At 72.5% G+C, this 25919-nt stretch carries 21 protein-coding genes and 2 pseudogenes; 8 read left to right on the top strand and 15 right to left on the bottom strand.

Annotated elements, in window-relative coordinates; all coding sequences use genetic code 11:
• Nucleotides 1–5 precede the first annotated feature (5 nt).
• Nucleotides 6–1325: a phosphatase PAP2 family protein gene (locus ACWD1Z_RS31920; protein ID WP_451123457.1), complete on the top strand. Its 1320-nt coding sequence runs from the start codon at nt 6–8 to the stop codon at nt 1323–1325.
• 84 nt (nt 1326–1409) lie between these two features.
• On the opposite strand, the gene ACWD1Z_RS31915 is transcribed toward ACWD1Z_RS31920, so the two are convergent.
• Entirely contained in the window at nt 1410–2138 is a 729-nt protein-coding gene (locus tag ACWD1Z_RS31915) for a TioE family transcriptional regulator (RefSeq protein ID WP_451123455.1), read from the bottom strand.
• A gap of 58 nt (nt 2139–2196) precedes the next feature.
• On the opposite strand from ACWD1Z_RS31915, the pseudogene ACWD1Z_RS31910 reads away from it, so the two are divergent.
• Nucleotides 2197–3386, top strand: a pseudogene (locus ACWD1Z_RS31910) (erythromycin esterase family protein).
• Between the two features lie 29 nt (nt 3387–3415).
• Here the strand turns inward: ACWD1Z_RS31910 and ACWD1Z_RS31905 are convergent.
• A complete protein-coding gene (locus tag ACWD1Z_RS31905; protein ID WP_451123453.1) occupies nt 3416–4918 on the bottom strand; it encodes a metallophosphoesterase family protein in 1503 nt (500 codons plus the stop codon).
• Nucleotides 4919–5128: 210 nt separating this feature from the next.
• Between ACWD1Z_RS31905 and argG the strand changes: the two genes are divergently transcribed.
• On the top strand, nt 5129–6571 hold the full coding sequence (argG, locus tag ACWD1Z_RS31900) for an argininosuccinate synthase (protein ID WP_451123451.1): 1443 nt from the start codon (nt 5129–5131) through the stop codon (nt 6569–6571).
• 67 nt (nt 6572–6638) lie between these two features.
• Here the strand turns inward: argG and ACWD1Z_RS31895 are convergent, their stop codons facing one another.
• On the bottom strand, nt 6639–7607 hold the full coding sequence (locus tag ACWD1Z_RS31895) for an alpha/beta hydrolase (protein ID WP_451123449.1): 969 nt from the start codon (nt 7605–7607) through the stop codon (nt 6639–6641).
• A gap of 224 nt (nt 7608–7831) precedes the next feature.
• On the opposite strand from ACWD1Z_RS31895, the gene ACWD1Z_RS31890 reads away from it, so the two are divergent.
• Nucleotides 7832–8785: an ATP-binding protein gene (locus tag ACWD1Z_RS31890; protein ID WP_451123447.1), complete on the top strand. Its 954-nt coding sequence runs from the start codon at nt 7832–7834 to the stop codon at nt 8783–8785.
• A 1077-nt stretch (nt 8786–9862) separates the two neighbouring features.
• On the opposite strand, the pseudogene ACWD1Z_RS31885 reads toward ACWD1Z_RS31890, so the two are convergent.
• Nucleotides 9863–10462: pseudogene (locus ACWD1Z_RS31885) on the bottom strand (AraC-like ligand-binding domain-containing protein); the annotation flags it as partial.
• A gap of 200 nt (nt 10463–10662) precedes the next feature.
• On the opposite strand from ACWD1Z_RS31885, the gene ACWD1Z_RS31880 reads away from it, so the two are divergent.
• Complete coding sequence (locus tag ACWD1Z_RS31880) at nt 10663–11574, top strand: DMT family transporter (RefSeq protein WP_451123445.1); 912 nt, start codon at nt 10663–10665, stop codon at nt 11572–11574.
• Here ACWD1Z_RS31880 and nadE read toward each other — a convergent pair whose 3' ends face one another.
• Nucleotides 11575–12387, bottom strand: coding sequence for an ammonia-dependent NAD(+) synthetase (gene nadE / locus ACWD1Z_RS31875; protein ID WP_451123443.1), 813 nt, complete (start codon nt 12385–12387; stop codon nt 11575–11577). It lies immediately after the preceding gene.
• Nucleotides 12384–13322 (bottom strand): SMP-30/gluconolactonase/LRE family protein, encoded by a 939-nt coding sequence (locus ACWD1Z_RS31870; protein ID WP_451123441.1) that lies wholly within the window; start codon nt 13320–13322, stop codon nt 12384–12386. The genes nadE and ACWD1Z_RS31870 overlap by 4 nt, the downstream gene beginning before the upstream one ends.
• Before the next feature lie 96 nt (nt 13323–13418).
• On the opposite strand from ACWD1Z_RS31870, the gene ACWD1Z_RS31865 reads away from it, so the two are divergent.
• Together ACWD1Z_RS31865 and ACWD1Z_RS31860 are read left to right on the top strand one after the other, a co-directional pair.
• A complete protein-coding gene (locus ACWD1Z_RS31865; protein WP_451123439.1) occupies nt 13419–13853 on the top strand; it encodes an Lrp/AsnC family transcriptional regulator in 435 nt (144 codons plus the stop codon).
• Nucleotides 13854–14042: 189 nt separating this feature from the next.
• Nucleotides 14043–16436 (top strand): ATP-binding cassette domain-containing protein, encoded by a 2394-nt coding sequence (locus tag ACWD1Z_RS31860; RefSeq protein ID WP_451123437.1) that lies wholly within the window; start codon nt 14043–14045, stop codon nt 16434–16436.
• Between the two features lie 4 nt (nt 16437–16440).
• Here the strand turns inward: ACWD1Z_RS31860 and ACWD1Z_RS31855 are convergent, their stop codons facing one another.
• The 3 genes from ACWD1Z_RS31855 to ACWD1Z_RS31845 all read right to left on the bottom strand — a co-directional run bounded on the left by ACWD1Z_RS31855 (nt 16441) and on the right by ACWD1Z_RS31845 (nt 18682).
• The gene (locus ACWD1Z_RS31855) at nt 16441–17220 is read right to left on the bottom strand and encodes an SDR family NAD(P)-dependent oxidoreductase (protein ID WP_451123435.1); all 780 of its coding nucleotides are present in this window, start codon (nt 17218–17220) and stop codon (nt 16441–16443) included.
• Nucleotides 17221–17287: 67 nt separating this feature from the next.
• On the bottom strand, nt 17288–18052 hold the full coding sequence (locus ACWD1Z_RS31850; protein ID WP_451123433.1) for a dienelactone hydrolase family protein: 765 nt from the start codon (nt 18050–18052) through the stop codon (nt 17288–17290).
• 9 nt (nt 18053–18061) lie between these two features.
• Nucleotides 18062–18682, bottom strand: coding sequence for an L-threonylcarbamoyladenylate synthase (locus tag ACWD1Z_RS31845; protein WP_451123431.1), 621 nt, complete (start codon nt 18680–18682; stop codon nt 18062–18064).
• A gap of 199 nt (nt 18683–18881) precedes the next feature.
• On the opposite strand from ACWD1Z_RS31845, the gene ACWD1Z_RS31840 reads away from it, so the two are divergent.
• Nucleotides 18882–20390: a helix-turn-helix domain-containing protein gene (locus ACWD1Z_RS31840; RefSeq protein ID WP_451123429.1), complete on the top strand. Its 1509-nt coding sequence runs from the start codon at nt 18882–18884 to the stop codon at nt 20388–20390.
• 128 nt (nt 20391–20518) lie between these two features.
• Here ACWD1Z_RS31840 and ACWD1Z_RS31835 read toward each other — a convergent pair whose 3' ends face one another.
• Genes ACWD1Z_RS31835 through ACWD1Z_RS31810 form a run of 6 tightly spaced genes read right to left on the bottom strand, consistent with a single transcriptional unit; the run spans nt 20519 to nt 25699 of the window.
• Nucleotides 20519–21754, bottom strand: a complete 1236-nt coding sequence (locus ACWD1Z_RS31835) for a cytochrome P450 family protein (protein WP_451123427.1) — start codon at nt 21752–21754, stop codon at nt 20519–20521.
• Nucleotides 21751–22989, bottom strand: coding sequence for a cytochrome P450 (locus tag ACWD1Z_RS31830; RefSeq protein WP_451123425.1), 1239 nt, complete (start codon nt 22987–22989; stop codon nt 21751–21753). Before ACWD1Z_RS31830 ends, ACWD1Z_RS31835 begins: the two co-directional genes overlap by 4 nt.
• On the bottom strand, nt 22986–23594 hold the full coding sequence (locus tag ACWD1Z_RS31825) for a GTP-binding protein (RefSeq protein WP_451123423.1): 609 nt from the start codon (nt 23592–23594) through the stop codon (nt 22986–22988). The genes ACWD1Z_RS31830 and ACWD1Z_RS31825 overlap by 4 nt, the downstream gene beginning before the upstream one ends.
• On the bottom strand, nt 23566–23928 hold the full coding sequence (locus tag ACWD1Z_RS31820; protein ID WP_451123421.1) for a DUF742 domain-containing protein: 363 nt from the start codon (nt 23926–23928) through the stop codon (nt 23566–23568). The genes ACWD1Z_RS31825 and ACWD1Z_RS31820 overlap by 29 nt, the downstream gene beginning before the upstream one ends.
• On the bottom strand, nt 23925–24347 hold the full coding sequence (locus ACWD1Z_RS31815; protein ID WP_451123419.1) for a roadblock/LC7 domain-containing protein: 423 nt from the start codon (nt 24345–24347) through the stop codon (nt 23925–23927). The genes ACWD1Z_RS31820 and ACWD1Z_RS31815 overlap by 4 nt, the downstream gene beginning before the upstream one ends.
• On the bottom strand, nt 24344–25699 hold the full coding sequence (locus ACWD1Z_RS31810; protein ID WP_451123417.1) for an ATP-binding protein: 1356 nt from the start codon (nt 25697–25699) through the stop codon (nt 24344–24346). The genes ACWD1Z_RS31815 and ACWD1Z_RS31810 overlap by 4 nt, the downstream gene beginning before the upstream one ends.
• Between the last annotated feature and the right edge of the window lie 220 nt (nt 25700–25919).

The raw sequence follows: 25919 nt of genomic DNA, 5'->3' as shown, positions 1-25919 counted from the left end.
GGGCCGTGGCGGGCGTGGTAGCCCTCGCCTTCCTCATCGCGCTGGAATGCGCCTCGCGCCACTACGGCCTGCCGGGACCGATCACCAACCAGGCGCGAGAGGTGTTCTTCGCCCCCAAATCGGGTGGCCTGCTGTACGCCTCCATGGCGTTGATGATGGTGGTCCTCACTTGGCGGCAGCGCTTCCTCGCGGTCGGCGCCGCGATCGCTGTCGACCTCGCCTTCTTGCTGGTCCGTTGGACGTTCGACATCAAGGTCACCGAAGGGCACCCGTTCGGCAATGGCGCGCTGTGGGTGATCCTGGGCTGCGCGGTCATCGCCGTCACGCGCCGCACCGGCCCGGAACGCCTCCTGCTGCTGAAGGGCGCCGGGCTGGCCCTGCTGCTGATGGCCGGCCGCAAGACCGGCGACACCTGGCTGTTCATCACCTCGCAGACCCGGCCGTCGGTGCTCGACCAGTACGTGGCCACCGCCGACCAGGCGCTCGGCAACCCGTCCTGGCTGGTGGGGCGGGTCGTCGAGGCGAGCGGCCCCGTCGGGTTCAACGTCCTCGACTTCGTCTACGGCCAGCTCCCGGTGGCCGCGGTCGTCGTCGCGCTGTATCAGCTCCGCGGCGTGGCGGCGGACCGGCGCTTTCCCCGCCACCACCTGGTGCGCACCTTTCTGGTGATCGGCCTCGTCGGACCGGCCTTCTACATGATCTACCCGGTGGTCGGACCGCTCTTCGCCTACGGCACCGGCACCGAACAATGGGCGGCGGTCAGCCTGTGGGCGCCGGAATCGACGCCCAGCGTGCAGTGGGCGGTCACCAGTATCTGGCCCCAGACGCTGCCTGCGATCAGCCCTCCGCAGCACATGCCGTTCGACGGCGTCACCCCCCGGAACTGCATGCCCAGCCTGCACACGGCATGGGCACTGGCCATCTTCATCCATTCCCGCAAGGGCCCGCGAACCCTGCGCTGGGCAGGAACGTTTTGGCTCGTCGCCACGCTCGCCGCGACCCTGGGATTCGGCTACCACTACGGCGCCGACCTCATCGCCGGCGTGGTCTTCACGCTCACCATCGAGGCGGCACTGCGCACCTTCGACCGGGGCTGGGACCGCTCGGGGATCCGGTTCGTCGCCTACGGCGCGACGGTGTTCGGCGCGCTCCTGCTGTCGTATCGCTGGCTGCCGCTGGAGATGGCGAGGCATCCGTGGCTGTACGGACCGCTGCTCCTGCTGGCGATGGCCTCCGTGATCTACGGCTATGTGCGGACCGTCGGACCCTGGGACGCCAAGACCGTGCCGACGCGGCAGCCGCAACGGCAGCTCGAACTGATCTGAGCCCGCCGACGGCCGTATCGCACTGGACCGACCCCAGGCCACTGGCCTGGGGTTTCCTTCTGTCCCGAGGGCACGACCGAAGCGTCAGCCGCGCTCGCGCAGGTACGCCTCCAGCTCGGCCGCGCCGGTCAGCATGGCTCGCGCGCGGGCGGACAGCCGGCCGCGCCAGTCCCGCAGGGCCGCCTCCAGCGGTTCCGGGCCGCCGGCCGCCCGCACCTGGGTGATCAGCGGGGCGATCTGCGCCAGCAGGTAACCGCCGCGGCGGAGTTGGTGAACGAGCCGGGCATCCCGTACGGCGGCTTCGTCGTAGACGCGGTATCCGGTCCGGGGGTCGCGGCCCGGGTGCACCAGCCCGGCGCGCTCCCAGGTGCGCAGGGTGGCGGGCCGGATGCCGAGCTTCCCGGCCAGTGGGCCGATGAAGGTGCCGCCCGGTTCCGCCCCCGGGGCGGGCCCCAGGTCGCGCAGGGCGCGCTCGACGGCGTGCAGGGTCCGGCGGTCTTCGAGGAGCTGGGCGTGACTCTCGTCGATGAGGCGGAACGCCTCCTCGGCCGCGCCCTCGTGCACCCCGCCCTCGTTCACCGCGCGCATGATCTCCGTCGCCGTCCGGTGGCCGTGGCCGGGCACCAGCGCCAGGAAGGCCCGCAGGGCCGCCGCGTGCACGGGCGTATAGGTGCGGTAGCCGTGGGGTGTGCGGGCCGCGGGCGGGAGGATTCCGGCCTCCTCGTAGTTCCTGACCGCCTGCGTGGACAGACCGTGCCCGCGGGCCAGATCGACGGGCCTGAGCCGTTCCCCGGTTTGAAGCTTTTTCCCCATGCCCCTGCCGATATCGCGCGAAAGTCTCCACCAGAGCTTCAACGATAGCGTTGAGGGCATGGCGACTGACATCGAGGACGCCGCGCATGCCGTCGAGGCTGCCGCCGTCATGAAGCTGCTCCCGCACCGCCCCCGACTGCTCGCCCTGGGCGAGCCCACCCATGGCGAGGACGCCCTGCTCGACCTGCGCAACGACCTCTTCCGGCAGCTCGTCGAGCGGGAGGGCTACCGGACGATCGCGATCGAGAGCGACTGTCTGGCGGGCCTGGTCGTGGACGACTACGTCACCTCCGGCACGGGCACCCTGGACGACGTCATGGCGCGCGGATTCAGCCACGGATTCGGCGCGTCCGCGGCCAACCGCGACCTGGTGAGCTGGATGCGGGCCCACAACGCCGGCCGGCCCGCGTCCGAACACCTCCGCTTCGCCGGTTTCGACGGCCCGCTGGAGATCACCGGCGCGGCGAGCCCCCGGCAGGCCCTCACCGCACTCCACGGCTGCCTCGCGGCCCACCTGGGCGCGGACCTGCTGCCCTGCACGGCCAACACGCTCGACCGCCTGCTCGGCACCGACGACCGATGGACCGAACCCGCGGCGATGACGGACCCCACCCGGTCCGTCGGCCAGTCGGCCGAGGCCCGTGAGCTGCGCCTGCTGGCCGACGACCTGGTGGCGCTGCTCGGCACGGAGACCCCCCACCTGATCGCGGCGACCTCGTGGGACGACTGGGACCGGGCACGCCTGTACGGCCGCACCGCGACCGGCCTGCTGCGCTACCACCACTGGATGGCCACCCCTCACCGGCCCGCATGACGCGCCTGGTGGGCCTGCGGGCCCGGATGATGGCCGACAACCTCCACGCCGTCGCCGACCGGGGCCCGGCCCTGCTCTTCGCCCACAACGGCCATCTGCAGCGCCACAAGAGCACCATGCACCTGGGCGACCTGCGGGTGGAGTGGTGGAGCGCCGGGGCGCTCCTGCACGCGCACCTGGGCGACGAGTACGCCTTCCTGGCCACGGCCCTCGGCACGATCGGGCACCGGGGGGTGGACACCCCGCCCCCGAACACGGTCGAAGGACTCCTGTACTCCCTCCCGGAGAACCACTCCGTCCTGGACGCCCGCCGGCTGGCCGGCCCGAACCTCACCTCACGTGTCTCCCCCTGGTTCGGCTACTCCCCGCTGGACCCGGCCCGGCTCGCGGGCATGGACGGGATCGTGTTCGTCAGGGACGTCGAGCGGAGGTAGGGCCCTCCCGCGGGCGCACACGTCCCGGCTCACCCCAGCGGGATCGTCACCTCGTCCTCCACCGGCGGGTCGATCTCCTGCGCCCGGTTGCCGGTCGCCGCGTAACAGCGCAGCCGGATCGACTCGGGCGAGACGTCCACCCGCAGGAAGCACTTGAAGAACGGCGGGCTGTACGTCGCCGAGCTCGGCGAGAACAGCGAGGTGTAGATCTTGCGCACGGGGAGCCGGAAGCGGGCGGCACGGTCGGGGCGGCGGCCCGCGCCCAGCAGGCCGGCCACCAGGCGGGTGCGCCGTGTGATGCGCGGCGTCCCCTCCCGGGCGCGGGTGAGCGGGATGCCCAGACGCTCCGCGACCACCGCCGCGGCCTCGGCCTCGGTCAGGGTGAAGAAGCGGCGCAGCCGCAGCCGGCGGCCGTAGAGCCTGCTGTAGAAGGCGAGGGAGTCACCGCGCAGCGGGTAGCAGCGGAACTCCTGTTCGGTCACGTTCGCCACGTCGACCCGGGGGATGGTGTGCGTGGCGTGCATGAACGCGCCTCCGCCGCCCGAGACGACGTACTGGATCGTCCGTCCCGCCACCCGCACCGGATAGCGCTGGTAGTTGTGGATGTCGCCGCCTATCGCCGCGACATAGCGATGCGCCGGGTCGCGGACGATGTCGTCCACCGTGCCGCCGCCCTCGATCGCGCAGGGGTGGTACTCGCCGTCGACGTACAGCGGCGAGCCGGTGATCAGGATCTTCGGGCGGGGGTCGCGGGAGACCTCGCGCAGCCAGGCGCCCTGCTCGGCGTCGAGGGTGCCCAGCAGCCCGGTGTCGATGCCGATGATCCGGACCGGTCCCGCGTCGACGGCCCAGTACGGGCCCGGCTGGACCGCCTGCTGCGCCGGGTCGGAGCGCAACGTGCGGGCCTCGTCGAGGCGTTGGCCGTCCGTCCGGCTCGGCCGGTGCCACAGCGACGACCGCAGCCAGGCCCTGGTCAGCGCGCGCGGCTTCGGCTCGGGTGCGAGCGGCGGGGCGTCGCCGCAGAAGACGCGCATGAAGGCGCCCAGGTCCTCGTACCAGTCGTGGTTGCCGGGTATCGCGTAGATCGGCGCCCGGTAGTCCTGGTAAGGGCGGAAGAACTTCGCGCCGTAGTCGTCCGCGCTGCCCGCCGGGTAGATCACGTCGCTGGCCAGCACCGCGAAGCTGGTGTCCTGCCCCGCCTGCAACATCCCCGGCACGACCGCGTACTGCGGGTCGTCGCCCTCGCCGGTGTCCCCGATGACCAGGAAGGAGAAGCGGTCGGGGTCCGTTCGCCCGATCACCTTGTCGGCCGGCGCTCCGGCCGCGGCTCGCTGGGCCACCCAACGGCTGCGGGTCCGGCCCGTCGGATCCCCGAACCAGGACGCCAGCACGCCGTTGCGGGCCGCCCACAGCATCCTCGGGTCCAGCCACGAGATCTTGCGGACGTCGGTGGGCATCAGCCGCTGGTACGCGCCGCGTTCCGCGGTTCCCCAGCCGGCGCCTTCGGCGGTATCGCGTGAAGAGTCAGACACCGGTGCACCGTAACAATGATCTAGGGCAGGGTTCGCGGTGAATTCCGAGGAAGCGGCGAGCCAATGTGCTTCACGGGGACGGTAGTTGGTGCCCCGTTCCGGCGACGCCTGCGCCTGCGCCTTCGCTGTCCGCCCCGGCCGGCCGGTTCCGCGCGCCGTTCCCCAGCACCCTGCGTTGCATGTTCATGCGTTGTCGTGCATACTTCTGCTATGTCCAAAGTGCTTACCTCCCTCCCCGTCGGCTCGCGCGTCGGGATCGCCTTCTCCGGGGGCCTCGACACCTCCGTGGCGGTCGCCTGGATGCGCGACAAGGGTGCCGTGCCCTGCACGTACACCGCCGACATCGGCCAGTACGACGAGCCCGACATCGCGTCGGTGCCCGGCCGCGCGAAGACCTACGGCGCCGAGATCGCGCGCCTGGTCGACTGCCGCGCGGCGCTGGTCGAGGAGGGCCTGGCCGCACTGACCTGCGGTGCGTTCCACATCCGCTCGGGCGGACGGGCGTACTTCAACACCACGCCCCTCGGCCGTGCCGTCACCGGCACCCTGCTGGTCCGGGCGATGCTCGAGGACGACGTCCAGATCTGGGGCGACGGCTCGACCTTCAAGGGCAACGACATCGAGCGGTTCTACCGCTACGGCCTGCTCGCCAACCCCCACCTGCGGATCTACAAGCCCTGGCTCGACGCGGACTTCGTGACCGAGCTGGGCGGCCGCAAGGAGATGTCGGAGTGGCTGGTCGCCCACGACCTTCCCTACCGGGACTCGACGGAGAAGGCGTACTCCACGGACGCCAACATCTGGGGTGCCACGCACGAGGCCAAGACCCTGGAGCACCTGGACACCGGCCTGGAGACGGTGCAGCCGATCATGGGCGTGCGGTTCTGGGACCCCGCGGTGGAGATCGCCACCGAGGACGTGACCATCGGCTTCGAGCAGGGCCGCCCGGTCACCATCAACGGCAAGGAGTTCGCCTCCGCCGTCGACCTCGTGATGGAGGCCAACGCCATCGGCGGCCGGCACGGTCTCGGCATGTCGGACCAGATCGAGAACCGGATCATCGAGGCCAAGAGCCGCGGCATCTACGAGGCGCCCGGCATGGCCCTGCTGCACGCGGCGTACGAGCGGCTCGTGAACGCCATCCACAACGAGGACACCCTCGCCCAGTACCACAACGAGGGCCGTCGCCTCGGCCGGCTGATGTACGAGGGCCGCTGGCTGGACCCGCAGGCGCTGATGATCCGCGAGTCGCTGCAGCGCTGGGTCGGCCAGGCCGTCACCGGCGAGGTGACGCTGCGGCTGCGGCGCGGCGAGGACTACTCGATCCTCGACACCACGGGCCCGATGTTCAGCTACCACCCGGACAAGCTGTCCATGGAGCGCACCGAGGACGCGGCGTTCGGTCCGGTGGACCGGATCGGCCAGCTCACGATGCGCAACCTCGACATCGCCGACTCGCGCACCAAGCTGGAGCTGTACGCCGGTCTCGGCATGGTCGGCGCGCCCCGGTCGGCGTCGGCCGAGGCCGCCGGGCCGACCAGCCTGATCGGCGCGCTGACCGAGGGCGGCGCCGAGGCCATCGCCTCCGGCGGCAAGGGCCCCGACAGCGACGAACTGCTCGACAGCGCGGCCATGGAGTTCGGCACCGACTGACGGTGCGCAACAGCGCGGCGGGTGGACCCCTGAGGGGGTCCACCCGCCGCGCTGTGCGTCGTCGCCGTCAGCCGCGCAGGGCGGAGCGCAGCGTGTCGACCGCGAGCCTGATCGCGGCCTCGGCGGCATGCGTCTCGCGCAGGGCGTTCAGCATCACGAAGTCGTGGATGATGCCCTGGAACCGCACCGAGGTGACGGCCACCCCGGCCTGCCGGAGCTTGTCGGCGTACGCCTCGCCCTCGTCGCGCAGCACATCGGCCTCGCCGGTGATGACCAGCGCCGGGGGCAGCCCGGCCAGCTGCTCGGTGGTGGCGCGCAGCGGGGAGGCGGTGATCTGGGCGCGCTCGGCCTCGTCGGTCGTGTACTGGTCCCAGAACCACTGCATGCCGTCGCGGCGCAGGAAGTAGCCCTCGGCGAACTGGTGGTACGACGGGGTGTCGAAGGCGGCGTCGGTCACCGGGTAGAACAGCACCTGCTGGACCAGCGGCACGTCCCCGCGCTCCTTGGCCATCAGCGTCAGCGCCGCGGTCATGTTCCCGCCGACCGAGTCACCGGCCACCGCCAGCCGCGCGGCGTCCAGGCCATGGGACGCGCCCTCGGCCACGATCCACCGCGCCACCGCGTAGTTCTGCTCGATGGCGACCGGGTAGCGGGCCCCGGGGGACAGGTCGTACTCCGGGAACACCACGGCCGCCTGCGCGCCGACCGCGAGTTCGCGCACCAGCCGGTCGTGGGTGTGGGCGTTGCCGAACACCCAGCCCGCGCCGTGGATGTAGAGGATCACCGGCAGGGTGCCCTCGGCCCCGGCGGGCTTGACGAGGCGGGCCCGGACGCTGCCCGTGGGCCCACCGGAGACGGTGATCCACTCCTCGTCGATCGCGGGCTTGTCGATCTCCCCGGACTGCACCTCGTCCACGGCCTTACGGCCCTCGGCGGGCGTCAGCTCGAAGAGGAACGGCGGGTTCGCGGTCGCCTGGGCGAAAGCGGTGGCCGCGGGCTCCAGGACCGGCTGGACCGGCTCGACGGCACCGGACATGTGACTCTCCCGGGTCTCGCATGGGTATGCCGGTCTCTCCGGCGGGCGTCACCACGGTAAGGACGCCCGGGCGGCGGCGGTTGTCCCTCAGTGCACCGGCACCCTTCCCACAGTGCATGGACCAGGGCCGGTCGGCCATCGCTGGGTATCGTGGTCGCGTCCCGACGGGCCGTGCGCACCCGCGGGCGCGCAGGAGCGGGACCGAGGGGCGGGGGCACCGAATCATGCTGGCGGGACGCGACAGGCAGCTCGCGGCGATCCGCGCGGCCCTGACGGACATCGGGGGCGCCGGCACGTCCCTGCTGCTGCGCGGCGATCCCGGCACGGGCAAGACCACCCTGCTGAAGGAGGCCGGGGCGGCTGCCGTCGGCGCCGGTCTGCGCGTGCTGCGGATGACCGGCGCGGCGGCGGAGTCCGGGCTGCCGTACGCCGCCCTGCACCAGGTGCTCTGGCCGCTCCTCGACGACACGCCCGCCCTTCCGGCCGGGCAGCGGGACGCCCTGGAGACCGCGCTGGGCGTCCGGGACGGCCCCCTTCCCCGGGCCGGGACGGTCGCCGACGCCGCTCTGGCGCTCCTCGCCCCGCACGGGCCCATCGTCGTCCTCCAGGACGACCTCCAGTGGGCCGACCCGGCCAGCCGCACCGTCTTCGGGCACCTGCGCCGGCGCGCCGGCGCACTGCCGGTCGTCATCATCGGCGCGACACGTGAACCCGCCCCGGACGACCGCGCGATGGAGCTGCCCCCGCTGACCGAGGAGGAGTCCGAGCGGCTGCTGCGCGCCCTGCACCCCTGGCTGCCCGAGGGAGCCCGCCACCGCGTCCGCAAGGTGGCCGCCGGCAACCCGCTCGCCTGCACGAACTCCCGGCGCGCATCCGCAAGGCGGCCACCGACCACCCCGCCTACCTCGCCGGACCCGGCACCGACCTCCTCGACGAACTCCCCCTCGGCGAACGGCTCGGACGGCTCTACGAGAACGAACTGCGCGCCCTCCCGGAGACGCCCCGGCGCCTGCTGCTGGCGGCGGCACTCGGCGGCCCGCACGCCCAACGGACGCACTTCCTACGGGACATGGCGAGCCGGGACGCCCGTACCCCCTGGACACGCGTCCTGGAGACGGCCCGCGATCTCGTGCGCGTCGACCCGGAGCCGGACCGGCTGGAGTTCCGGCATCCGCTGATCCGCGCCGGCCTGATCCACCTCGCCACCCCCGCCGAACGCCGTGCCGCCCACCGGCTGTTCGCCGACGCCCTCCCCGCCACCAGCAGGTGCCGCATCGCACATCTGGCGGCCTCCGCCGTCGGCACCGACGCGGCACTGGCCGAGCTGCTGCACCAGGAGGCCGACCGCACCGCCGCGCAGGGGGAGGAGGCAGCGGCGGCGCGGATGCTGGCGCGAGCGGCCGGACTGAGCCCGGACCCGGCGACCAGCGCCTCCAGCCGCTCCAGAGGGTCCGTGACGAACCGCATTCTCGCCCTCGACGCCATGGGCTCGATCCGCGCCCGCATCGCGCGCAGCCCCCGCTCGTCGCCGCGACCGGCCAGGAAGTGGGCGTGGTAGTGCCGGAACAGCAAGGCGTTGCAGTGGTAGCCGAGTTCGTCGGCGGTGTCCGGCTCGCGCAGACAGTCCTCGGCCGTGTTCCAGTCGCCGCGCAGGAACGCCTGGTAGCAGCGCGCCTTGGCCACGGAGCCCTGGGTGGCGTAGGTGTGGTCCTGGCCGAAGGGACGCCGCAGGTCGGCGTCGGCCGCGTCCACCGCCGTCGCCGCCCAGAGCAGCAGCCACACCTTCCCGGCCTCGCCCCGGGCGGTCGTACGCGCCACCAGCGCCCGCAGTTCCGCCTCCGCGCCGTGCGCCGTGCGGGGCGGGTCCGCCCAGGCGCGGTGGCACAGCCGGGCGGCGGGGGAGAGCAGGTCCCGATGCCGCTCCAGGGCCTGCCGGCCGCGGGGATCACCGGTGCAGGCGGAGGCCAGCAGGAGCTTGAACGCCATCTGCTCGACCAGGTCGCCGAAGGCCGGGGCGCCGGGCGCGGTGAGCGCGTCCAGCGCGCCGGGCAGCAGCTCGAACGACGAGGCGAAGTCGGCATGGTGGCTCTGGTCGACGTACACCACCGTGTAGGCGAACAGCGGCGCGATGTCGTGAGCAGGGTGTCGTCCATGACCGAGCGCACCGGATCGCTGTCCTCGGCATGCGCCGCGGACAGCAGCAGGGCCCGGACCAGTTCGGTGGTGGCGTCGGCGAGGGCCTCGGCGCCTGGGTCGCCCTCCAGGCGGCCCGCGTCGCGGAACACCGTCCGCAGATGGTGCAGTACGAGGTCGTGCATCGGGCTGGCGCGCAGGCGCAGCGAGGCCCGTACCACCGTGTCGACGGGGACGCCGAGCCGGTTCACGTCGAACACCATCGACTGCGAGGCCCCGTCCCCGGACCAGCCGTAGGTGCGCACCGACAACTCGTGGAACACGCAGATGTCGTCGGCGCCCAGCAGCCGGCGCCGGCCCGCCACCTCGGCGCGGTGCACCCCCTCGGTCTGCAGCGAGACGGACACGACGGGGTGGCTGCGGTGGTGGTGCACATGCCGCTCGGTGCGGCGCACCTCGAAGCCGGAGTTGCGGGTGGCGAGCATGGGGAGTCCGCCCACCCGCCACACCTCCATCCGGGCGTGCATGCCCGTCTCGGGTTCCTCGTGGAACACGTCGTTGGGCACCGACGAATCCGTCAGCGCGTGGCGGAACGCCTCGGGCCGCTCACGCGGCGGCACAGTCGCAAGATCGAGCAGCAGCACGAAAACCCCCACGAAGCCTCTCCCCAGGGGCCATTCTGCGTGATCATCAGCTGGAGCCACCCGGTTGTGTACGATCATCGGGTGAACTCCTACTGGCACGTCGTTCTGCCGCCGCTCTGCGCCTGACGGGCGCGGACATCCCGGTGTGATTCCCGGCCCCGACCGGCCCTCTGGGCGGTCAGGGGTCTGTGTCGTGCGCCCGTTTCGGATCGAGTCCCAGACGCATTCGACGACGGAAGCTCACGACTGTGCCGAACCGTACTTCTCCCCTGACCCCCGTGCGCCCGGCCGCCTCGGCCCCGCGCACCTCCCGTTCCCGTCTTCTCGGCGGGCCCGCGCCGATCCTTGCCTCGACCGTGCTGTGGGGCACGACCGGCACGGTGAGTTCCCTGGCACCGGCCGGTGCCCCGGCGGCGGCCATCGGCTGCGCCGGACTCACCCTCGGCGGGCTCCTGCTGTTCCTCACCTCTCCCGCCGCCCGCACCCTGCCGGCCGCCTGCACCCGCCGGGAGCGCCTGCTGCTCGTCCTCGGCGCGCTGGCGGTGGCCGGGTACCCGGTGGCGTTCTATCCGGCGGTGGCCCGCACCGGCGTGGCCGTCGCCACGGTGATCGCGCTGGGCAGTGCCCCGGTCTTCGCCGGGCTGCTCGCCTGGGTCACCGGACAGGCCCGGCCGACCGCACGCTGGACCGGTGCCACCGTGGCCACCGTCCTGGGCTGCACCCTCCTGGTGATGGGCCCCGGGCTCAGCGGACACGGCACGCCGGTCGATCCCACCGGTGTCCTGCTCGCCGCGGCGGGTGGACTGTCCTACGCCGTGTACGCGTTGATCGGCGGCGGGCTGATCAGGCGCGGGCACTCCTCGGACGCGGTCATGGGCGTGCTGTTCGGCGCCGCCGGGCTGCTTGTGCTGCCGCTGCTGCTCTGGGTCGACCTGCACTGGCTCACCACCGCGCGGGGTGCGGCGGTGGCCGGGTATCTCGCCCTGTTCACCGTCTACTTGGCGTACCGCATGTTCGGGTACGGCCTGCGCCGCACCTCCGCGTCGGTGGCCACGTCGCTGACCCTGGGCGAGCCCGCCGTGGCGGCCGTCATGGCGGTCGTCGTCCTCGGCGAGCGGCTTCCGGCGTTGTCCTGGGGCGGGTTGGCGGTGCTGGCGGCCGGCCTGGTGCTGCTGACGCTGCCCGTGTAGTCAGGGCGCGACCGGCAACTGCCGTTTGTGCGCGGTGAGGTGGTAGCGGCGGACGACGGTGGCGTGCGCCGCCTCGTCGACCGGTTTGCCTTCGAGGAAGTCGTCGATGTCGTCGTAGGTGACACCGAGGGCTTCCTCGTCCGGCCGGCCGGGGGCGAGGGTCTCCAGGTCGGCGGTCGGGGTCTTGCGGACCAACTCCGCGGGGGCGCCCAGTGCTTCCGCCACGGCCCGCACCCGCCGCTTGGTGAGACCGGTGAGCGGGACCACGTCCGCCGCGCCGTCGCCGAACTTGGTGAAGAACCCGGAGACCGCCTCGGCGGCGTGGTCGGTGCCGACGACCAGGCCGCCGTGCGCACCGGCCACCGCGTACTGGGCGATCATGCGCTGCCGGGCCTTGATGTTGCCGAGCGCGAAGTCCTGGCTGTGCGCGTCGGGGAAGACGGTGCCGCCGGCCGACAGCGCCTCCAGCAAGGCGTCGCTCGCGGGCCGCACGTCGACCGTCAGCACCCGGTCGGGCCGGATGAACTCCAGGGCACGACGCGCGTCCTCCTCGTCGGCCTGGACGCCGTACGGCAGACGCATCGCGAAGAAGGCCGCGTCCCGTCCGCTCGCGCGCACCCGTTCCACCGCGAGCTGGCACAGCCGCCCCGCGGTCGTGGAGTCGACGCCGCCGCTGATGCCGAGCACCAGCGCGCGCAGGCCCGTGGAGGTCAGCCGGTACGCGAGGAAGGCGACGCGGCGCTCGATCTCCCGCGTCGCGTCGAAGTCCGCGGGCACCTGGAGGTCCCGGGCGATGTCCTGCTGCTCGGTCACGGCTGGTCCTTCCGGAGGGCGGTGGGCAGTGCGGGGGCGCCGGTGACCCCCATGACGAGGGAGTACAGGGCGGTGTCGGCGGCGATGAACAGGCGGTTGCGCCGGGCGCCGCCGAAGCGGATGTTGGCGACGACGTCGGGGATCAGCAGGCGGCCGAGGAGGGTGCCGTCCGGGTCGTAGCAGTGCATCCCGCCGTCCATCGCCGCGGCCCAGAGCCGGCCGCCGTCGTCGAAGCGGATGTTGTCGAAGTTGCCGGTCCTGCACTCGGCGAAGACGTCCCCGCCGGAGAGGGTGCCGTCGTCACGGACGTCGAAGACGCGGATGTGGTTGGCCCGGCTGTCCGAGACGAACAGCCGCCGCTCGTCCAGCGAGAACACCAGACCGTTCGGCCCGGCGAACCCGTCGGCGACCAGCCGCACCTCGCCGCTCGCGGGGTCCAGCCGGTAGACGTTGCAGGCGCCGATCTCGCTCTCGGCGCGGTTGCCCTCGTAGTCGCTGGTGATCCCGAAGTCGGGGTCGGAGAACCAGATCGACCCGTCGGAGCGTACGGCGGCGTCGTTCGGGCTGTTGAACCGCTTGCCCCGGAAGCGGTCGGCGAGCACGGTGACCGACCCGTCGTGCTCGGTGCGGGTGACCCGGCGGTTGCCCTGCTCGCAGGTGATCAGCCGGCCCTCGCCGTCCAGGGTGTTGCCGTTGGGGTGACCGGCCGGGGAGCGGAAGACGCCGACCGTGCCGGTGGTCTCGTCCCAGCGCAGCAGCCGGTCGTTGGGGATGTCGCTCCACAGCAGGTACCGGCCGGCCGGGACGTACACCGGGCCCTCGGCCCAGCGGCAGCCCTCGTACAGGGTCTCCAGCTTCGAGTCGCCCGCGTGGCACCGGCCCGTGCGGAAGCGCTCATCGAGGATCTCGTACAACTGCGGTCGCTCGCCCGTCATGTCGCCGCCCTTGCGTATCGTCGAACACTGGTGTGCAGAACCAAGACTATGCAGAATGACATTCGGCAGATCAAGCAAAATCCAGAAGGAGAATCGGTGGACGACGTCGACCGGCAGTTGCTGGTGCTCCTCCAGCAGGACGCCGCACAGTCGTACGCCGCGCTGGGACAGGCCGTCGGACTGTCCGCGGGCGCGACCCATGAACGCGTCCGCAAGCTGCGCGAGCGGGGCGTCATCCGGCGGACCGCCGTCGAGGTCGATCCGGCGGCGGTGGGGAAGGGCGTGCTCGCCTTCGTGCTGGTGGACTCCACGCGGTGGGTCGGCGACTCCGGGGACCGGTTCGCCGCCATCCCCGAGATCCAGGAGGCGCATGTCATCGCGGGCAGTGCCTCGGTCCTGGTCAAGGTCAGGACCGCCACCACGGAGCGGCTCCAGGACGTGCTGCGCCGCATCTACGCGATCGACGGCGTGAGCGGCACCCACGCCACCGTCGTCCTGGAGACCTTCTTCGAGCGCCCCGTGACCCCGTGACGGGACCGGTCGGTCAGAAATGGAGAAGCGCCCGTCCGGCGCCGCGGCTAGCGTGGAGGGTTGACCGGGAGTTGACCGGGATCGGCCGAGCGCTGATCCGTCACCGCCTCCCGCGACGCTCGCGCAGCACCTGACGTACTGTTCGAAGCCGGTCAGATCCGGCCAGGCGACCCAGAAGACGGAGAGACGATGACCAGGGCCACCAGAAGAGACACGCAGTCGCCTGCGCCGCACATCGCCGACAGCCACGACATGATCCGTGTGCACGGGGCCCGCGAGAACAACCTCAAGGACGTCAGCATCGAGCTGCCCAAGCGCCGGCTGACGGTGTTCACCGGCGTGTCCGGCTCCGGCAAGAGCTCCCTGGTGTTCGACACGATCGCCGCCGAGTCGCAGCGGCTGATCAACGAGACCTACCCCGCCTTCGTACAGGGCTTCATGGCGAACCTCGCCCGCCCCGAGGTCGACGTGCTCGACGGTCTGACCACCGTGATCAGCGTCGACCAGCAGCGCATGGGCGCCGACCCGCGCTCCACCGTCGGCACCGCCACCGACGCCAACGCCATGCTGCGCATCCTCTTCAGCCGCCTGGGCAAGCCGCACATCGGCCCGCCCAGCGCGTACTCCTTCAACACGGCCTCGGTGAAGGCGAGCGGCGCGATCACCGTGCAGCGCGGCGACAAGACCAAGGCCGAGAAGGCGACCTTCGAGCGCACCGGCGGCATGTGCGCCCGCTGCGAGGGCCGCGGCAAGGTCTCCGACATCGACCTCACCCAGCTCTACGACGACTCCAAGTCGATCTCCGAGGGCGCCTTCACCATCCCCGGCTGGAAGTCGGACAACGTCTGGACCGTCGGCCTGTACGCCCAGTCCGGCTTCCTCGACCCGGACAAGCCGATCCGCCGGTTCACCAAGAAGGAGATGCACGCCTTCCTCTACGGCGAGCCGACCAAGGTGAAGGTCAACGGCGTCAACCTCACCTACGAAGGTCTCATCCCGAAGATCCAGAAGTCCTTCCTGTCCAAGGACAAGGAGGCGATGCAGCCGCACATCCGGGCCTTCGTGGAGCGCGCCGTCACCTTCACCGTCTGCCCCGAGTGCGACGGCAGCCGGCTCAGCGAGGGCGCCCGGTCCTCGAAGATCAAGAAGGTCAGCATCGCGGACGCCTGCGCGATGGAGATCCGCGACCTCGCCGAGTGGGTCCGCGGCCTCGAGGAGCCGTCGGTGGCGCCGCTGCTCACCGCCCTCCAGCAGACCCTGGACTCCTTCGTGGAGATCGGCCTCGGCTACCTCGCGCTCGACCGGCCGGCCGGCACCCTGTCCGGCGGCGAGGCCCAGCGCGTCAAGATGATCCGCCACCTCGGCTCCGCGCTCACCGACGTCACCTACGTCTTCGACGAGCCCACCATCGGCCTGCACCCCCATGACATCCAGCGGATGAACAACCTGCTGCTCCGGCTGCGGGACAAGGGCAACACCGTGCTCGTCGTGGAGCACAAGCCCGAGGCCATCGCGATCGCCGACCACGTCGTCGACCTCGGCCCCGGCGCCGGTACGGCCGGCGGCACCATCTGCTTCGCCGGCACCCTCGACGGCCTGCGCGCCTCCGGCACGGTCACCGGCCGCCACCTCGACGACCGGGCCGCCCTGAAGGACACGGTCCGCAAGTCCACCGGCGCCCTGGAGATCCGCGGCGCGAGCGCCAACAACCTGCAGAACGTGGACGTCGACATCCCGCTCGGTGTGCTGACCGTCGTCACCGGCGTCGCGGGCTCCGGCAAGAGCTCGCTGATCCACGGATCCGTGCCGGCCGCCGAGGGCGTGGTCTCGGTCGACCAGAGCCCGATCCGCGGCTCGCGGCGCAGCAACCCGGCGACGTACACCGGACTGCTCGACCCGATCCGCAAGGCGTTCGCCAAGGCCAACGGCGTGAAGCCGGCCCTGTTCAGCGCCAACTCCGAGGGCGCCTGCCCCACCTGCAACGGCGCCGGCGTCATCTACACCGACCTGGCCATCATGCAGAGTGTCGCCACCCCCTGCGAGGAATGCGAGGGCAAGCGGTTCCAGGCCGCGGTGCTGGAGTACCACCTCGGCGGCCGCGACATCAGCGAGGTGCTCGGGATGTCGGTGACCGAGGCGGAGGAGTTCTTCGGCTGCGGCGACGCGCGCACCCCGGCCGCGCACGCCATCCTCAGCCGCCTCGCCGACGTCGGCCTCGGCTACCTCACCCTCGGCCAGCCGCTGACCACGCTGTCCGGCGGCGAGCGGCAACGGCTGAAGCTGGCCACGCACATGGCCGACAAGGGCGGCATCTACGTCCTTGACGAACCGACCACCGGCCTCCACCTCGCCGACGTCGAGCAGCTGCTCGGGCTGCTGGACCGGCTCGTGGACTCCGGCAAGTCCGTCATCGTCATCGAGCACCACCAGGCCGTGATGGCCCACGCCGACTGGATCATCGACCTGGGCCCCGGCGCCGGCCACGACGGCGGCAGGATCGTCTTCGAGGGCACGCCCGCCGACCTGGTCGCCGACCGCTCCACCCTCACCGGCCGGCACCTGGCGGAGTACGTCGGCGCCTGACCGGTCAGTGGACGGAGAGACCGCCGTCGACGAACAGGGCCTGGCCGGTGACATAGGCGGAGGCGCGGCTCGCGAGGAACACCGCCGCCCCCGCGAAGTCCTCGGCCAGGCCGTTGCGTCCGATCATCGTGCGGGCGGCCAGCGCCGCCACCTTCTCCGGATCGGACGACAGCCGCCGGTTCAGCGGCGTCATCACGAACCCCGGCACCAGCGTGTTGCAGGTGACGCCGTACGGCGACCAGGCCTCCGCCTGTGACCGGGCCAGCGACTCCAGCGCCCCCTTGGAGACGCCGTAGGCGCCGCTCTGCACGAACGCCCGGTGCGCCTGCTGCGAGGTGACGTGGATGATCCGCCCGAAGCCGCGCTCGGCCATCCCCGGCCCGAACCGCCGGCCCAGCAGGAAGGGCGCATCCAGGTTCACGGCCATCGTGGTGTCCCAGACGTCCTCGTCCAGCTCGCTCATGGGGGGCCGCAGATTGATCCCGGCGCAGTTCACCAGGATGTCGGGCTCCCCGAACACCCCGGCCGCCTCCTCGGCCCCCGCCCGCACGCCCGTACGCGTGCCCAGATCGGCGCTCACCCAGGCGGCCCGGCAGCCGTCACCGGTCAACTCCTCGACCGTCGCGGTCAGTTCCGCCTCCTTGCGGGCGACGACCACGACACTCGCCCCGGCGCGGGCGAGGGCACCGGCGATGGCCCGCCCGATGCCGGAGCTGCCGCCGGTCACCAGGGCGACGCGGCCGTCGAGGGAGAACAGTTCGGAGAGATAGGGCTGCGAGGTCATGGCCGCACCCTAGATCGGGCAGGTGTCAGGCGCCCACCAGGTTTCCCTCCAGCAGAGCGAGCAGGTGTCAGGCGCCCGCCAGGTTTCGCTTCAGCAGATCGAGCAGCGCCGCCCAGTGCCGCTCGTCCGCCTCCTGGTCGTAGGCCGCGGTGTCGGCCTGGGTGAAGCCGTGGTGGGCGCCCGGATAGACCTCGCAGCGATGGCGGACGCCCGCCGCGGCCAGCGCGTGCTGAAGACGCTCCTGCTGGTCCTCGGGCAGGGCGGGGTCCTGGTCCGCGTGGCCGAAGTACAGCTCGGCGGTGATGCGTCCGGCGAGCAGGTGCGGGCTGTCGGGGGCGTCGGTGGCCAGCCGCCCGCCATGGAAACCGGCCGCCGCGGCGATCCGCTCCGGGTAGGTCCCGGCGGTGAGCAGCGCCAGCCGGGCACCCATGCAGTAGCCGGCCAGCCCCACGGGGCCGTCGGCGGCCACCGGGCTCTCGGCCAGCCAGGCCAGACAGGCACCGGCGTCCCGCATCGCCGGCTCGGGCGTCAGGGCCCGCATGACCGGCCCGAGCCGCTCGAAGATCTCCGGACGCGCCGACGGGTCGATGAACTCGGGCAACTCGACGACGGGGGCGCGGCCGTGACGGTAGAACACGTTCGGCACCAGGACTGTGTAACCGGCCCCCGCGAGCCGGTCGGCCATGGCCCGCAGCCCCGTCCGGAGCCCGAAGGCGTCCATGTAGAGCAGGACGGCGGGGTGCGGGGCGCCGTCACCGGGGTGGGCGAGGTAGGCGTCGGCGGTGCCGTCCCCGGTGGCGATGCCGACGGCGGTTCCCTGGACGACGGTCATGGCGCGGCCTCACTCGAAGCGTGAGACGTCACCGGCGCCGCGCCGTACGATCTCGGCCTCCCCGCCGGAGAAGTCGATGACCGTCGTCGGCTCGGTACCGCAGTCCCCGGAGTCGACCACCGCGTCCAGCACATGGTCCAGCCGGTCCTTGATCTCCCAGCCCTGCGTCAGCGGCTCGTCCTCGTCGGGCAGCAGCAGGGTGCTGGACAGCAGCGGCTCGCCCAGCTCGGCGAGGAGCGCCTGGGTGACGACATGGTCGGGGATGCGGACCCCGACGGTCTTCTTCTTCGGGTGCTGGAGCATGCGCGGCACTTCGCGCGTCGCGGGCAGGATGAAGGTGTAACTGCCCGGCGTGGAGGCCTTGATGGCGCGGAACACGTCGTTGTCGACCCGCACGAACTGGCCGAGCTGCGCGAAGTCCTGGCACACGAGGGTGAAGTGGTGCCGGTCGTCCAGCCGGCGGATGGACCGGATCCGCTCCACCCCGTCACGGCTGCCCAGCCGGCAGCCGAGGGCGTAGCAGGAGTCCGTCGGGTACGCGATCAGCGCGTCGGCCCGGACGCTGTCGGCGACCTGGGAGACGACACGCGGCTGGGGGTTGTCGGGGTGCACATCGAAGTACTTCGCCATCCGCCGAGCCTATGCCCTGCCCCGGGCCGGGACACGCAGGGCAGGCCCGCGCCCGCGCCAGGCCCGGCGTCCGGCGCCTGAAGGGGCCGGTTCCGGGAACCCGTCCTCGCCGTGAACGCCGGCGGCCGGTTCGGTGGGCGTGAGGTAACGTCCCGGACCGGTACGCCGGAAACGGGACGAAAGACGAGGAAGGCCGATCGTGACAGGCCGAGCGGGTGCGAGCCGTCGTGCGGAGGTGCGGGGCGCGGCGTGGGAACGGGAGTTGCTGGAGCTGCTGCGGCCGGGCGGGCAGCGCGTCCGGCAGGTCGTCGCCTGGCTCGCCGACGCCGTCGGCGGCACGGCCTGTCTGTACGACGGATCCGGTGCCGTCGTCGCGGGAACCTCGCTGGACAGCGGCCCGTTCGAGGACCTGTTCGACGACATGGTCGCGGGCCGGATCGCCTCCGCCGCGTGGGAGGGGCCGGGGCGTCATCTGCGGCTGGTCCGGGTGTCGGCGTCGGCGGGCGTGCTGACCGTCTCCCGCCCGGTTCCGTTCGACCGGCGGGCCTCCGAGATCGTCACGTACACCGTCCAGGTGCTCGACGTGCTGCTCCGGGCCCATGAGTCGGCGGTCGCCGTGCACCGGCTCGAACGCGCCACGTCCGACCTGCGCCTGGCCATCCTGCAGCTGCTGATGGTCGAGGACACCGTCGCCGCCCGCCGGGTCGCCGCGGGCCTGTGGCCCGGGCTGCTCGACACGGACACGGCCTGTGTGTACGTCGTCGAGAGCCGTCCCGAGGAACGCGACGGGCTCGCCGAGGAGTGCCGGGACGCGACGGGGGAGCAGGCACTGGTCGTGCGGTGCCCCGCGAGGGACGAGCACGTCATCGTCGTCACCCCCAGGGATGCGGTGGCCGGCGCCCTGCGCTCGCTGATCGGCCCCCGCCCGCGGGTCTTCCTCGGCGGCAGCGCCCGGCAGAGCCTGGCCAGGACCGCCACCGCCTACGGACAGGCCGTCAGCGCGCTGGCCGTGGCGCACTTCCGGCCGGACAAGGCCGCGGTGTACGCCGAACGCACCCACCCCGAGCGCCTGATGGCCCCCGACGCCCTGCGCGGCTGGACGCTGCGGGTGCTGGGCCCGCTCTCCGGCCTGCCCCACCACACCCACACGGAACTGCTCGCCACCACCCGTCTGGGCCTTGAGTTCACCGCGGTCAGCGCCGCCAAGGTGCTCGGCGTCAGCCGCAACACCGTGCGGGCCCGGATGGAACGCGTCGAGGCCCTGCTGGGCACCGACTTCTCCGACCTCACGGCCCGTGCCGTCGTCCATCTCGCGCTCAACAGCCAGGAGGGCCTGGCCCACGGGGAGGACGACCGGGCCGCCGTGCCCGCCGACCTCGGCGAGCTGCTCACCGGAGCCGCGATGCGTGCCTGGGCGCACGACCTGCTGGCCCGTCTGGACGCCGACGCCCGCGACCTGCGCCGTACCCTGCGCACCTGGATCGCGGCCGGCGGCAACGCCGAGCGCGCCGCGCAGACGCTGGGCGTCCACGCGCAGACCGTGCGCGAGCACGTCCGCGCCGCGGAGCCCGTCCTGGAACGGCAGCTCCTGGCCGGCGGCGGCGACCTGTACGAGGTCGTGCTCGCGCATCTGGCGGCGGGCGACCTCGATCCGCCCACCCTGCACGGGGCCAAGCAGGGCGAACCGGACTCACTTGTGCACAGGTGAGCCCCGCGTTCCCGACAGCGGGCATCGACACGGTTCACAAGCGGCTCGCGGCGGACGTAAGTTCAACGAGCCGCGGGGGGCGCGACCGGAACGGGGGACCGGTCGGCCCCCGCGCGGCCGTCTCCGGGTCACTCGCCCAGCAGTACCGGAATCTCCCGCCAGCCGAAGGCGATGAACGACGGCACCTGACGCAGTTCGTCCGCGTCGACCGCGAGCCGCAGGCCGGGGAACCGGTCGAACAGGGCAGGCAGGGCGGTGAGTGCCTCCACCCGGGCCAGCGGAGCGCCGATGCAGCGGTGCACGCCGATGCCGAACGCCAGATGGTCGTCGGCGCCGCGTGCCGCGTCGAAGGTGTCCGCGTCCGGGCCGTAGTGCGCCGGATCGAGGCCCGCGGCGGCGTACGTCGTGATGATGGCGTCCCCGGCCGGGATCGTGACGCCCGCGACCTCCACGTCGGTGACCGTGAACCGCAGCGGCAGCGAGGCGATGGACGGGTGGACCCGCAGGGTCTCGTCGACGACGGCGTCCCAGCCGATCTCCCCGGCCCGCACCGCCGCGAGCTGCTCGGGCCGGCGCAGCAGCGCGACGACGGCGTTGCCGATGAGGTTCACCGTCGTCTCGAATCCGGCGCCGATCACCAGCAGCAGCGTGTACAGCAGCTCCTCGTCGCTGAGCCGGTCGCCGTCCTCGTCGCGGACCCGGATCAGCTCGGTCGTCAGATCGTCCCCGGGGTGCTCGCTGCGGTGGGCGATCAGGGCGGGCAGCACCGTGCCGATCTGCCGCTGCACGGACGCGGCGTGCTCGGGGGAGGGGTCCGAGGTGTCCATGATGGCCGCGATCAGCCGGGTGGTGTCGGGCACCAACTCGTCCGGCACGCCGAACAGTTCGCAGATGATCCGCAGCGGGAGGGGATGGGCGAGCGCCGCCTTGATGTCCACCGGCTCGGCGTCGGCCCCGGCCACCTGGTCGAGCAGCTCCGTGGTGATCGCCTCGACCCGGGCGCGCATCGCCTGGGTGCGGCGCTGGGTGAAGCTGGGCGCGACCAGCTTGCGCAGCCGGGCGTGGTCGGGGCCGTAGGTGGAGAGCATGTTGACCACGCCGACCCAGCCGAGGATCCAGCCCCAGGAGGGGTGTTCGGAGATCTCGGGCCACAACTTCCAGTGTTTGCGGGGGTCCTTGCTGACCCGGGGGTCGAGGATCAGCTGTTTGAGGGTGTCGTAGCCGGTGGGCGCCCAGGCCGGGATCCCGCCGGGCAGTTCGACGGGCACGACCGGGCCGAGGGCGCGCAGCCGGGCGGACTCGGCGGCGATGTCGGAGCCGAACGGGTCGAGGGCGAAGCGTTCGGTGCGGTCGGTGACGGTCACGACGGGCCTCCAGGCAGATCGGGGGAGCGAGGGCTGAACCGCACGGGCAGGGAGGTCAGCGAACGGTGGAAGGGGCCCGGCCGCCAGGTCAGCCGCTCGCGCGGCAGGACCGGTTCGAGGTCGGGCAGCCACTGGGTGAGCCGCTCGATCGCCTCCGTCGCGATCAGCAGGGTGTGCTGCTTGACCGGGCAGGCGTGCGGCCCCGCCGACCAGGACAGGTGCGAGGCGTCCCCCGGGTGCCGGTGGCCGCCGGTGCTCTGCTCGGCGGCGTGCGCGAGTGCCCCGTAGGAGATGACGACGGGGACCGCGGCCCTGATCCACGCGCCGTGGAAGGTCAGCGGCCGGCGGGCGTAGTGGATGCCGTAGTTCGCCAGCGGTGTCTCGTGGTGCAGCACCTCCACCACGGCGTCCATCACCGGGCGGGCGCCGCTGGTGAGGGTGGAGTAGTAGGAGGGGTTGCCGAGGATGCGGGAGAGGGCGTTGGAGACCAGGTTCGCCGTCGGTTCGTGTCCGGCGCCGAGGGTGAGGAACACCTGCCAGGTGACCTCCTCCGGGGTGAGCCCGGCGGGGTGGTCCAGCAGCCAGCTGGGGAGGTCCTCGCCGCGCCGCTCGGCCTTGGCGGCGATCAGCTCCAGCACGTAGCCGCCGAACTCCGCCTCGCCCTCGGCGGCTTCGGAGCCGCCCTCCATCATCTTGCCCAGCGCCGCGTTGAGCCGGTCGCTCGCGCTGTCCGGCAGTCCGAAGAGGTTGTTGAACACCAGCGCCATCAGCGGCCGGGCGAAGTCACCGACCAGGTCCGCGTGGCCGCGCGGCCCGATCCGGCCGACCAGCAGCCGTACCGCGCGGTGCACCCGGGCGCGCAGGTCGTGCGGCTCGATCCGGTCGAAGGTGTCGATCAGCGTGGTGCGGTAGCGGACGTGCGCGGCACCGTCGGCGAACAGGGTGTTGGGCCGCCAGCGCATCATGCCGAGCACCGGCGAGTCGTCGGCGACCGTCGCCTCCCACGGCCGCGGGTCGTGCGAGAACGTCTCCGTGTCGTGCAGCAGGTCCAGGGCCGCTCGCCGGTCGGTGACGACGTACGCCGGTACGCCCGGCGCCAACTCGGCCCAGCCGACCGGGCCCTGGGCGCGCAGATCCTCGTAGTAGCGATAGGGGTCGAGCGCGAAGCCGTCCTCCCACAGTCGCACGGGCGCGGAGCGGGAGAAGGTCTGCTGGGCGGCGGGGTAGGTGGTCACCGGTTCTCCGGAGGGTGGCGGTCGATCAGATGCTGGACCAGGGCGAGCAGGGCGTCGATGGAGGAGTTCGGGTCGCGCGCGTCGCAGGTCACCATCGGCGTGCCCGCCTCCAGGTCCAGCGCGGCGCGCAACTGCGCCTCGGTGTAGTGGTTCGGCGCGTCCGGGAAGGCGTTGAAGGCGACGGCGTACGGCAGCCCGCTCTCCTCGACCAGGCCGAGGACGTCGAAGGAGGCGTCGATCCGGCGGCTGTCGACCAGCACCAGCGCGCCGAGCGCCCCGTAGGCGATGTCGTCCCACAGGGCACGGAACCGCTCCTGGCCGGGCGTGCCGAAGAGGTAGAGCACGATGCCGTGGTGGAGGCTGATCCGGCCGAAGTCGATGGCGACGGTGGTCGTCGACTTCTCCCGTACCCCGGCCAGATCGTCCACCGGGGCAGACGCCTCGCTGAGCCGCTCCTCGGTGTGCAGCGGCCGGATCTCGGAGACGGAGTCGATCAGTGTGGTCTTGCCCACTCCGAAAGGGCCCGTGACCAGGATCTTCACCAGGTCGCGGGCGGTGTCCGGCAGGTGGATGCCGCTAGTCGTGTTTGAGGGCGCGAAGGCCATCGGCCACTCTCTTCAGCAGGTCGGGGTCGAAGCGCTCGGCGGGCGGGACGGGGGCGCGGGCGAGGACCAGGTCGCGGTCCAGGAGCGCGCCGGCCAGGACCCGCACGGCGGAGACCGGCAGGCGCAGGTGCGCCGCCGCCTCCACCACCGTCAGGGATCCGCCGTCCAGGGCTTCGAGCAGGGCGAGTTCGGCGGCGGGCAGGCCGGCCGGCGCGGGCTCACCGCTGCCGGTGAGCACCGAGAGCCGCTCCAGCTGGGGGCGGCTGGGCCGGGCCACGCCGCCGGTGGAGAGATACGCCGGGACCAGCGGACGGCCGCCCGGGCGTGCTGTCATGCCGGCGCGCCGCCGTCGGTGCCTCGGGGCGCGGCGGCCATCGCCTTCTCGCCGAGCCGTGCCACCTGGGAGTGCACCCGGTGGGCGAGCAGATCCAGCCGCGTCTCGCCGTCACCGTAGGCGGCGACGCAGGTGCCGTGGTCGGTCGGCACGATCAGCACATAGCCGTGGTCCGACTCGATGACCACCTGCCGCACCTCGGCCCGCTCCCGGTCCGCGAACGCGGCCGCGGCGGTGCGGCAGGCCCCCTGCACGGTGCTGGTGATGGCGGCCACCCGCTCGGCCGACGGCTGGGAGAGCGCGTCCGTCCAGCCTTTGACGAGCCCGTCCCGGGTGAGCAGGACGGCGGCCACGACATGCGGCACCTCGAGAATCGGATCCAGCACCCACGCGGTGTCTCCTGTGTCGCGGCCGGTCATCGGGCCGTCCCCCCTTCGTGGTCGTCGCGTTCTGTGTCGTGCTCGGCGGTCTCGGAGCGCGCGGCGGCGGTGGCGGCCTGGAGCCCGCCGAGCGCGGCGGCCGCCTCCTCGGGACGCCGTGCGGTCGGGCGCTGTTCCGCCACGGCCGCCTGGGCGGTGGTCGCCCTGGTGCGGCGGCGGCGCTGGGGCAGCCCGTCGGCGGTGGGCCGCGGGCCGTGGGTCTCCGGTTCGGGCACGTAGTCGTGCGAGGTGCCGCGCGCCGGCTCGTCCTCCTGGATCCGGCGCGTCGGGCGCGGGGCGCTGGCGGCCGGGGGCCGTGCGTCGGGGTCGATCCGGGTCAGCAGATGGCTGTCGACGCGCAGGACGCCCCGGACTCCGCCGTAGGGGGAGGGCGAGGAGAGGTCCACGCTCAGGTCGAACTGCCGGGTCAGCTGGCCGATCGCGGCGAGGCCCATGCGCGGGGGGTCGCCGAGGTCGGTGAGGAGGATCGGCTCGGTGCCGGCCACCATCCGCTGGGCGCGGGCGCGTTCGTCCTGGGTCATGCCGAGGCCGGCGTCGTCGACGGTGACGCAGACACCGTGGTGGACGTGTTCCAGGTTGACCACCACGTCGGTGTCCGGCGCGGAGTGCCGCAGGGCGTTGTCCAGCAGCTCGGCGACGATGATCGCGACCGGTTCGACGGCGTGTGAGACCAGGGCGGTGCCGGGTTCGAGGTGGTTGTTGACCCGGACCCGGTGGTAGCCCGCGAGCCGGGCCTGGCCGCCGGTCACCGCGTCCACCACGTGGGACTCCTCGCGGGCCAGCCCCACCCAGGCCCCGCACACCACCGCGGCGACCTGCGCGCGCCGCAGCGACTGCTCGTTCTCGTGGTCCAGTTCGAACAGCGTCTGCGTCAACTCGGGGTCGTCGTACTTCTGTTGCAGACCGCGCAGGGCGTCCTGGAGGCGGTACAGGGCGGCCTGGATCTCCCGGGTCGCCCCGCGCATCCCGGCCTGTGCGGCGGCGTCGACGCGCAGGTGCTGGGCGGTCAGCTCGACGCGCAGCTGGTCCAGCACGTTCTCCATGGCGACGCCGAGGGAGGATCCGGCGGCCCGGAGCTGGAGGGGACCCGGTACCGCGACATGGGGATGGGACAGGCGGCGGGCGGCGGCCGGGATGCGCTTGGCCGCCAGATGCTCGATCTCGGCGGCGAACGTCTGCACCACGCCGTCGAGATGGGCGCGCAGGGCGGCGATCTCGTCGCGCTGCACGGCCCGTTGCCGCCGCGACCGGAGCAGACCGCCGCCGAGAGCGAGCGCGGACAGTGTGCCGACGGCCAGACCGCCGGCGGCCAGGTCCGGTAGTTCGATCATCGAATCGGTATCCAGAGAAGTGGGCAGGGGTGGGTGCGAGAACCCCTGACGAGGCGCTCGCAGCACAGTACACACCGTCATCGACCGCTCTCGCACGGTCGATGCGTACTTCGCTCCGAATCCGCCTGCTCTCTGTTCACTTCTGCGCCAACTGTCTGAATTGCCGTGTGGATCAAGCGAGTTGACGCCGATGGCCGTCGGTGTGCGGGATCGGGGGCGG

It is taken from the genome of Streptomyces sp. NPDC002784, from assembly GCF_053592135.1.
The sequence above is the reverse complement of the archived record's forward strand: the minus strand, read 5'-3'. Positions and strand labels throughout refer to the sequence as shown.

What these genes read in the sequence shown, in the direction of transcription:
- ACWD1Z_RS31915 (WP_451123455.1), bottom strand. Translation starts at nt 2,138, where the DNA reads ATGGGGAAAAAGCTTCAAACCGGGGAACGGCTCAGGCCCGTCGATCTG.
- ACWD1Z_RS31825 (WP_451123423.1), bottom strand. Translation starts at nt 23,594, where the DNA reads ATGGCCTTCGCGCCCTCAAACACGACTAGCGGCATCCACCTGCCGGAC.
- ACWD1Z_RS31895 (WP_451123449.1), bottom strand. Translation starts at nt 7,607, where the DNA reads ATGTCCGGTGCCGTCGAGCCGGTCCAGCCGGTCCTGGAGCCCGCGGCC.
- argG (WP_451123451.1), top strand. Translation starts at nt 5,129, where the DNA reads ATGTCCAAAGTGCTTACCTCCCTCCCCGTCGGCTCGCGCGTCGGGATC.
- ACWD1Z_RS31820 (WP_451123421.1), bottom strand. Translation starts at nt 23,928, where the DNA reads ATGACAGCACGCCCGGGCGGCCGTCCGCTGGTCCCGGCGTATCTCTCC.
- ACWD1Z_RS31855 (WP_451123435.1), bottom strand. Translation starts at nt 17,220, where the DNA reads ATGACCTCGCAGCCCTATCTCTCCGAACTGTTCTCCCTCGACGGCCGC.
- ACWD1Z_RS31810 (WP_451123417.1), bottom strand. Translation starts at nt 25,699, where the DNA reads ATGATCGAACTACCGGACCTGGCCGCCGGCGGTCTGGCCGTCGGCACA.
- ACWD1Z_RS31845 (WP_451123431.1), bottom strand. Translation starts at nt 18,682, where the DNA reads ATGGCGAAGTACTTCGATGTGCACCCCGACAACCCCCAGCCGCGTGTC.
- ACWD1Z_RS31860 (WP_451123437.1), top strand. Translation starts at nt 14,043, where the DNA reads ATGACCAGGGCCACCAGAAGAGACACGCAGTCGCCTGCGCCGCACATC.
- ACWD1Z_RS31890 (WP_451123447.1), top strand. Translation starts at nt 7,832, where the DNA reads ATGCTGGCGGGACGCGACAGGCAGCTCGCGGCGATCCGCGCGGCCCTG.
- ACWD1Z_RS31870 (WP_451123441.1), bottom strand. Translation starts at nt 13,322, where the DNA reads ATGACGGGCGAGCGACCGCAGTTGTACGAGATCCTCGATGAGCGCTTC.
- ACWD1Z_RS31850 (WP_451123433.1), bottom strand. Translation starts at nt 18,052, where the DNA reads ATGACCGTCGTCCAGGGAACCGCCGTCGGCATCGCCACCGGGGACGGC.
- ACWD1Z_RS31815 (WP_451123419.1), bottom strand. Translation starts at nt 24,347, where the DNA reads ATGACCGGCCGCGACACAGGAGACACCGCGTGGGTGCTGGATCCGATT.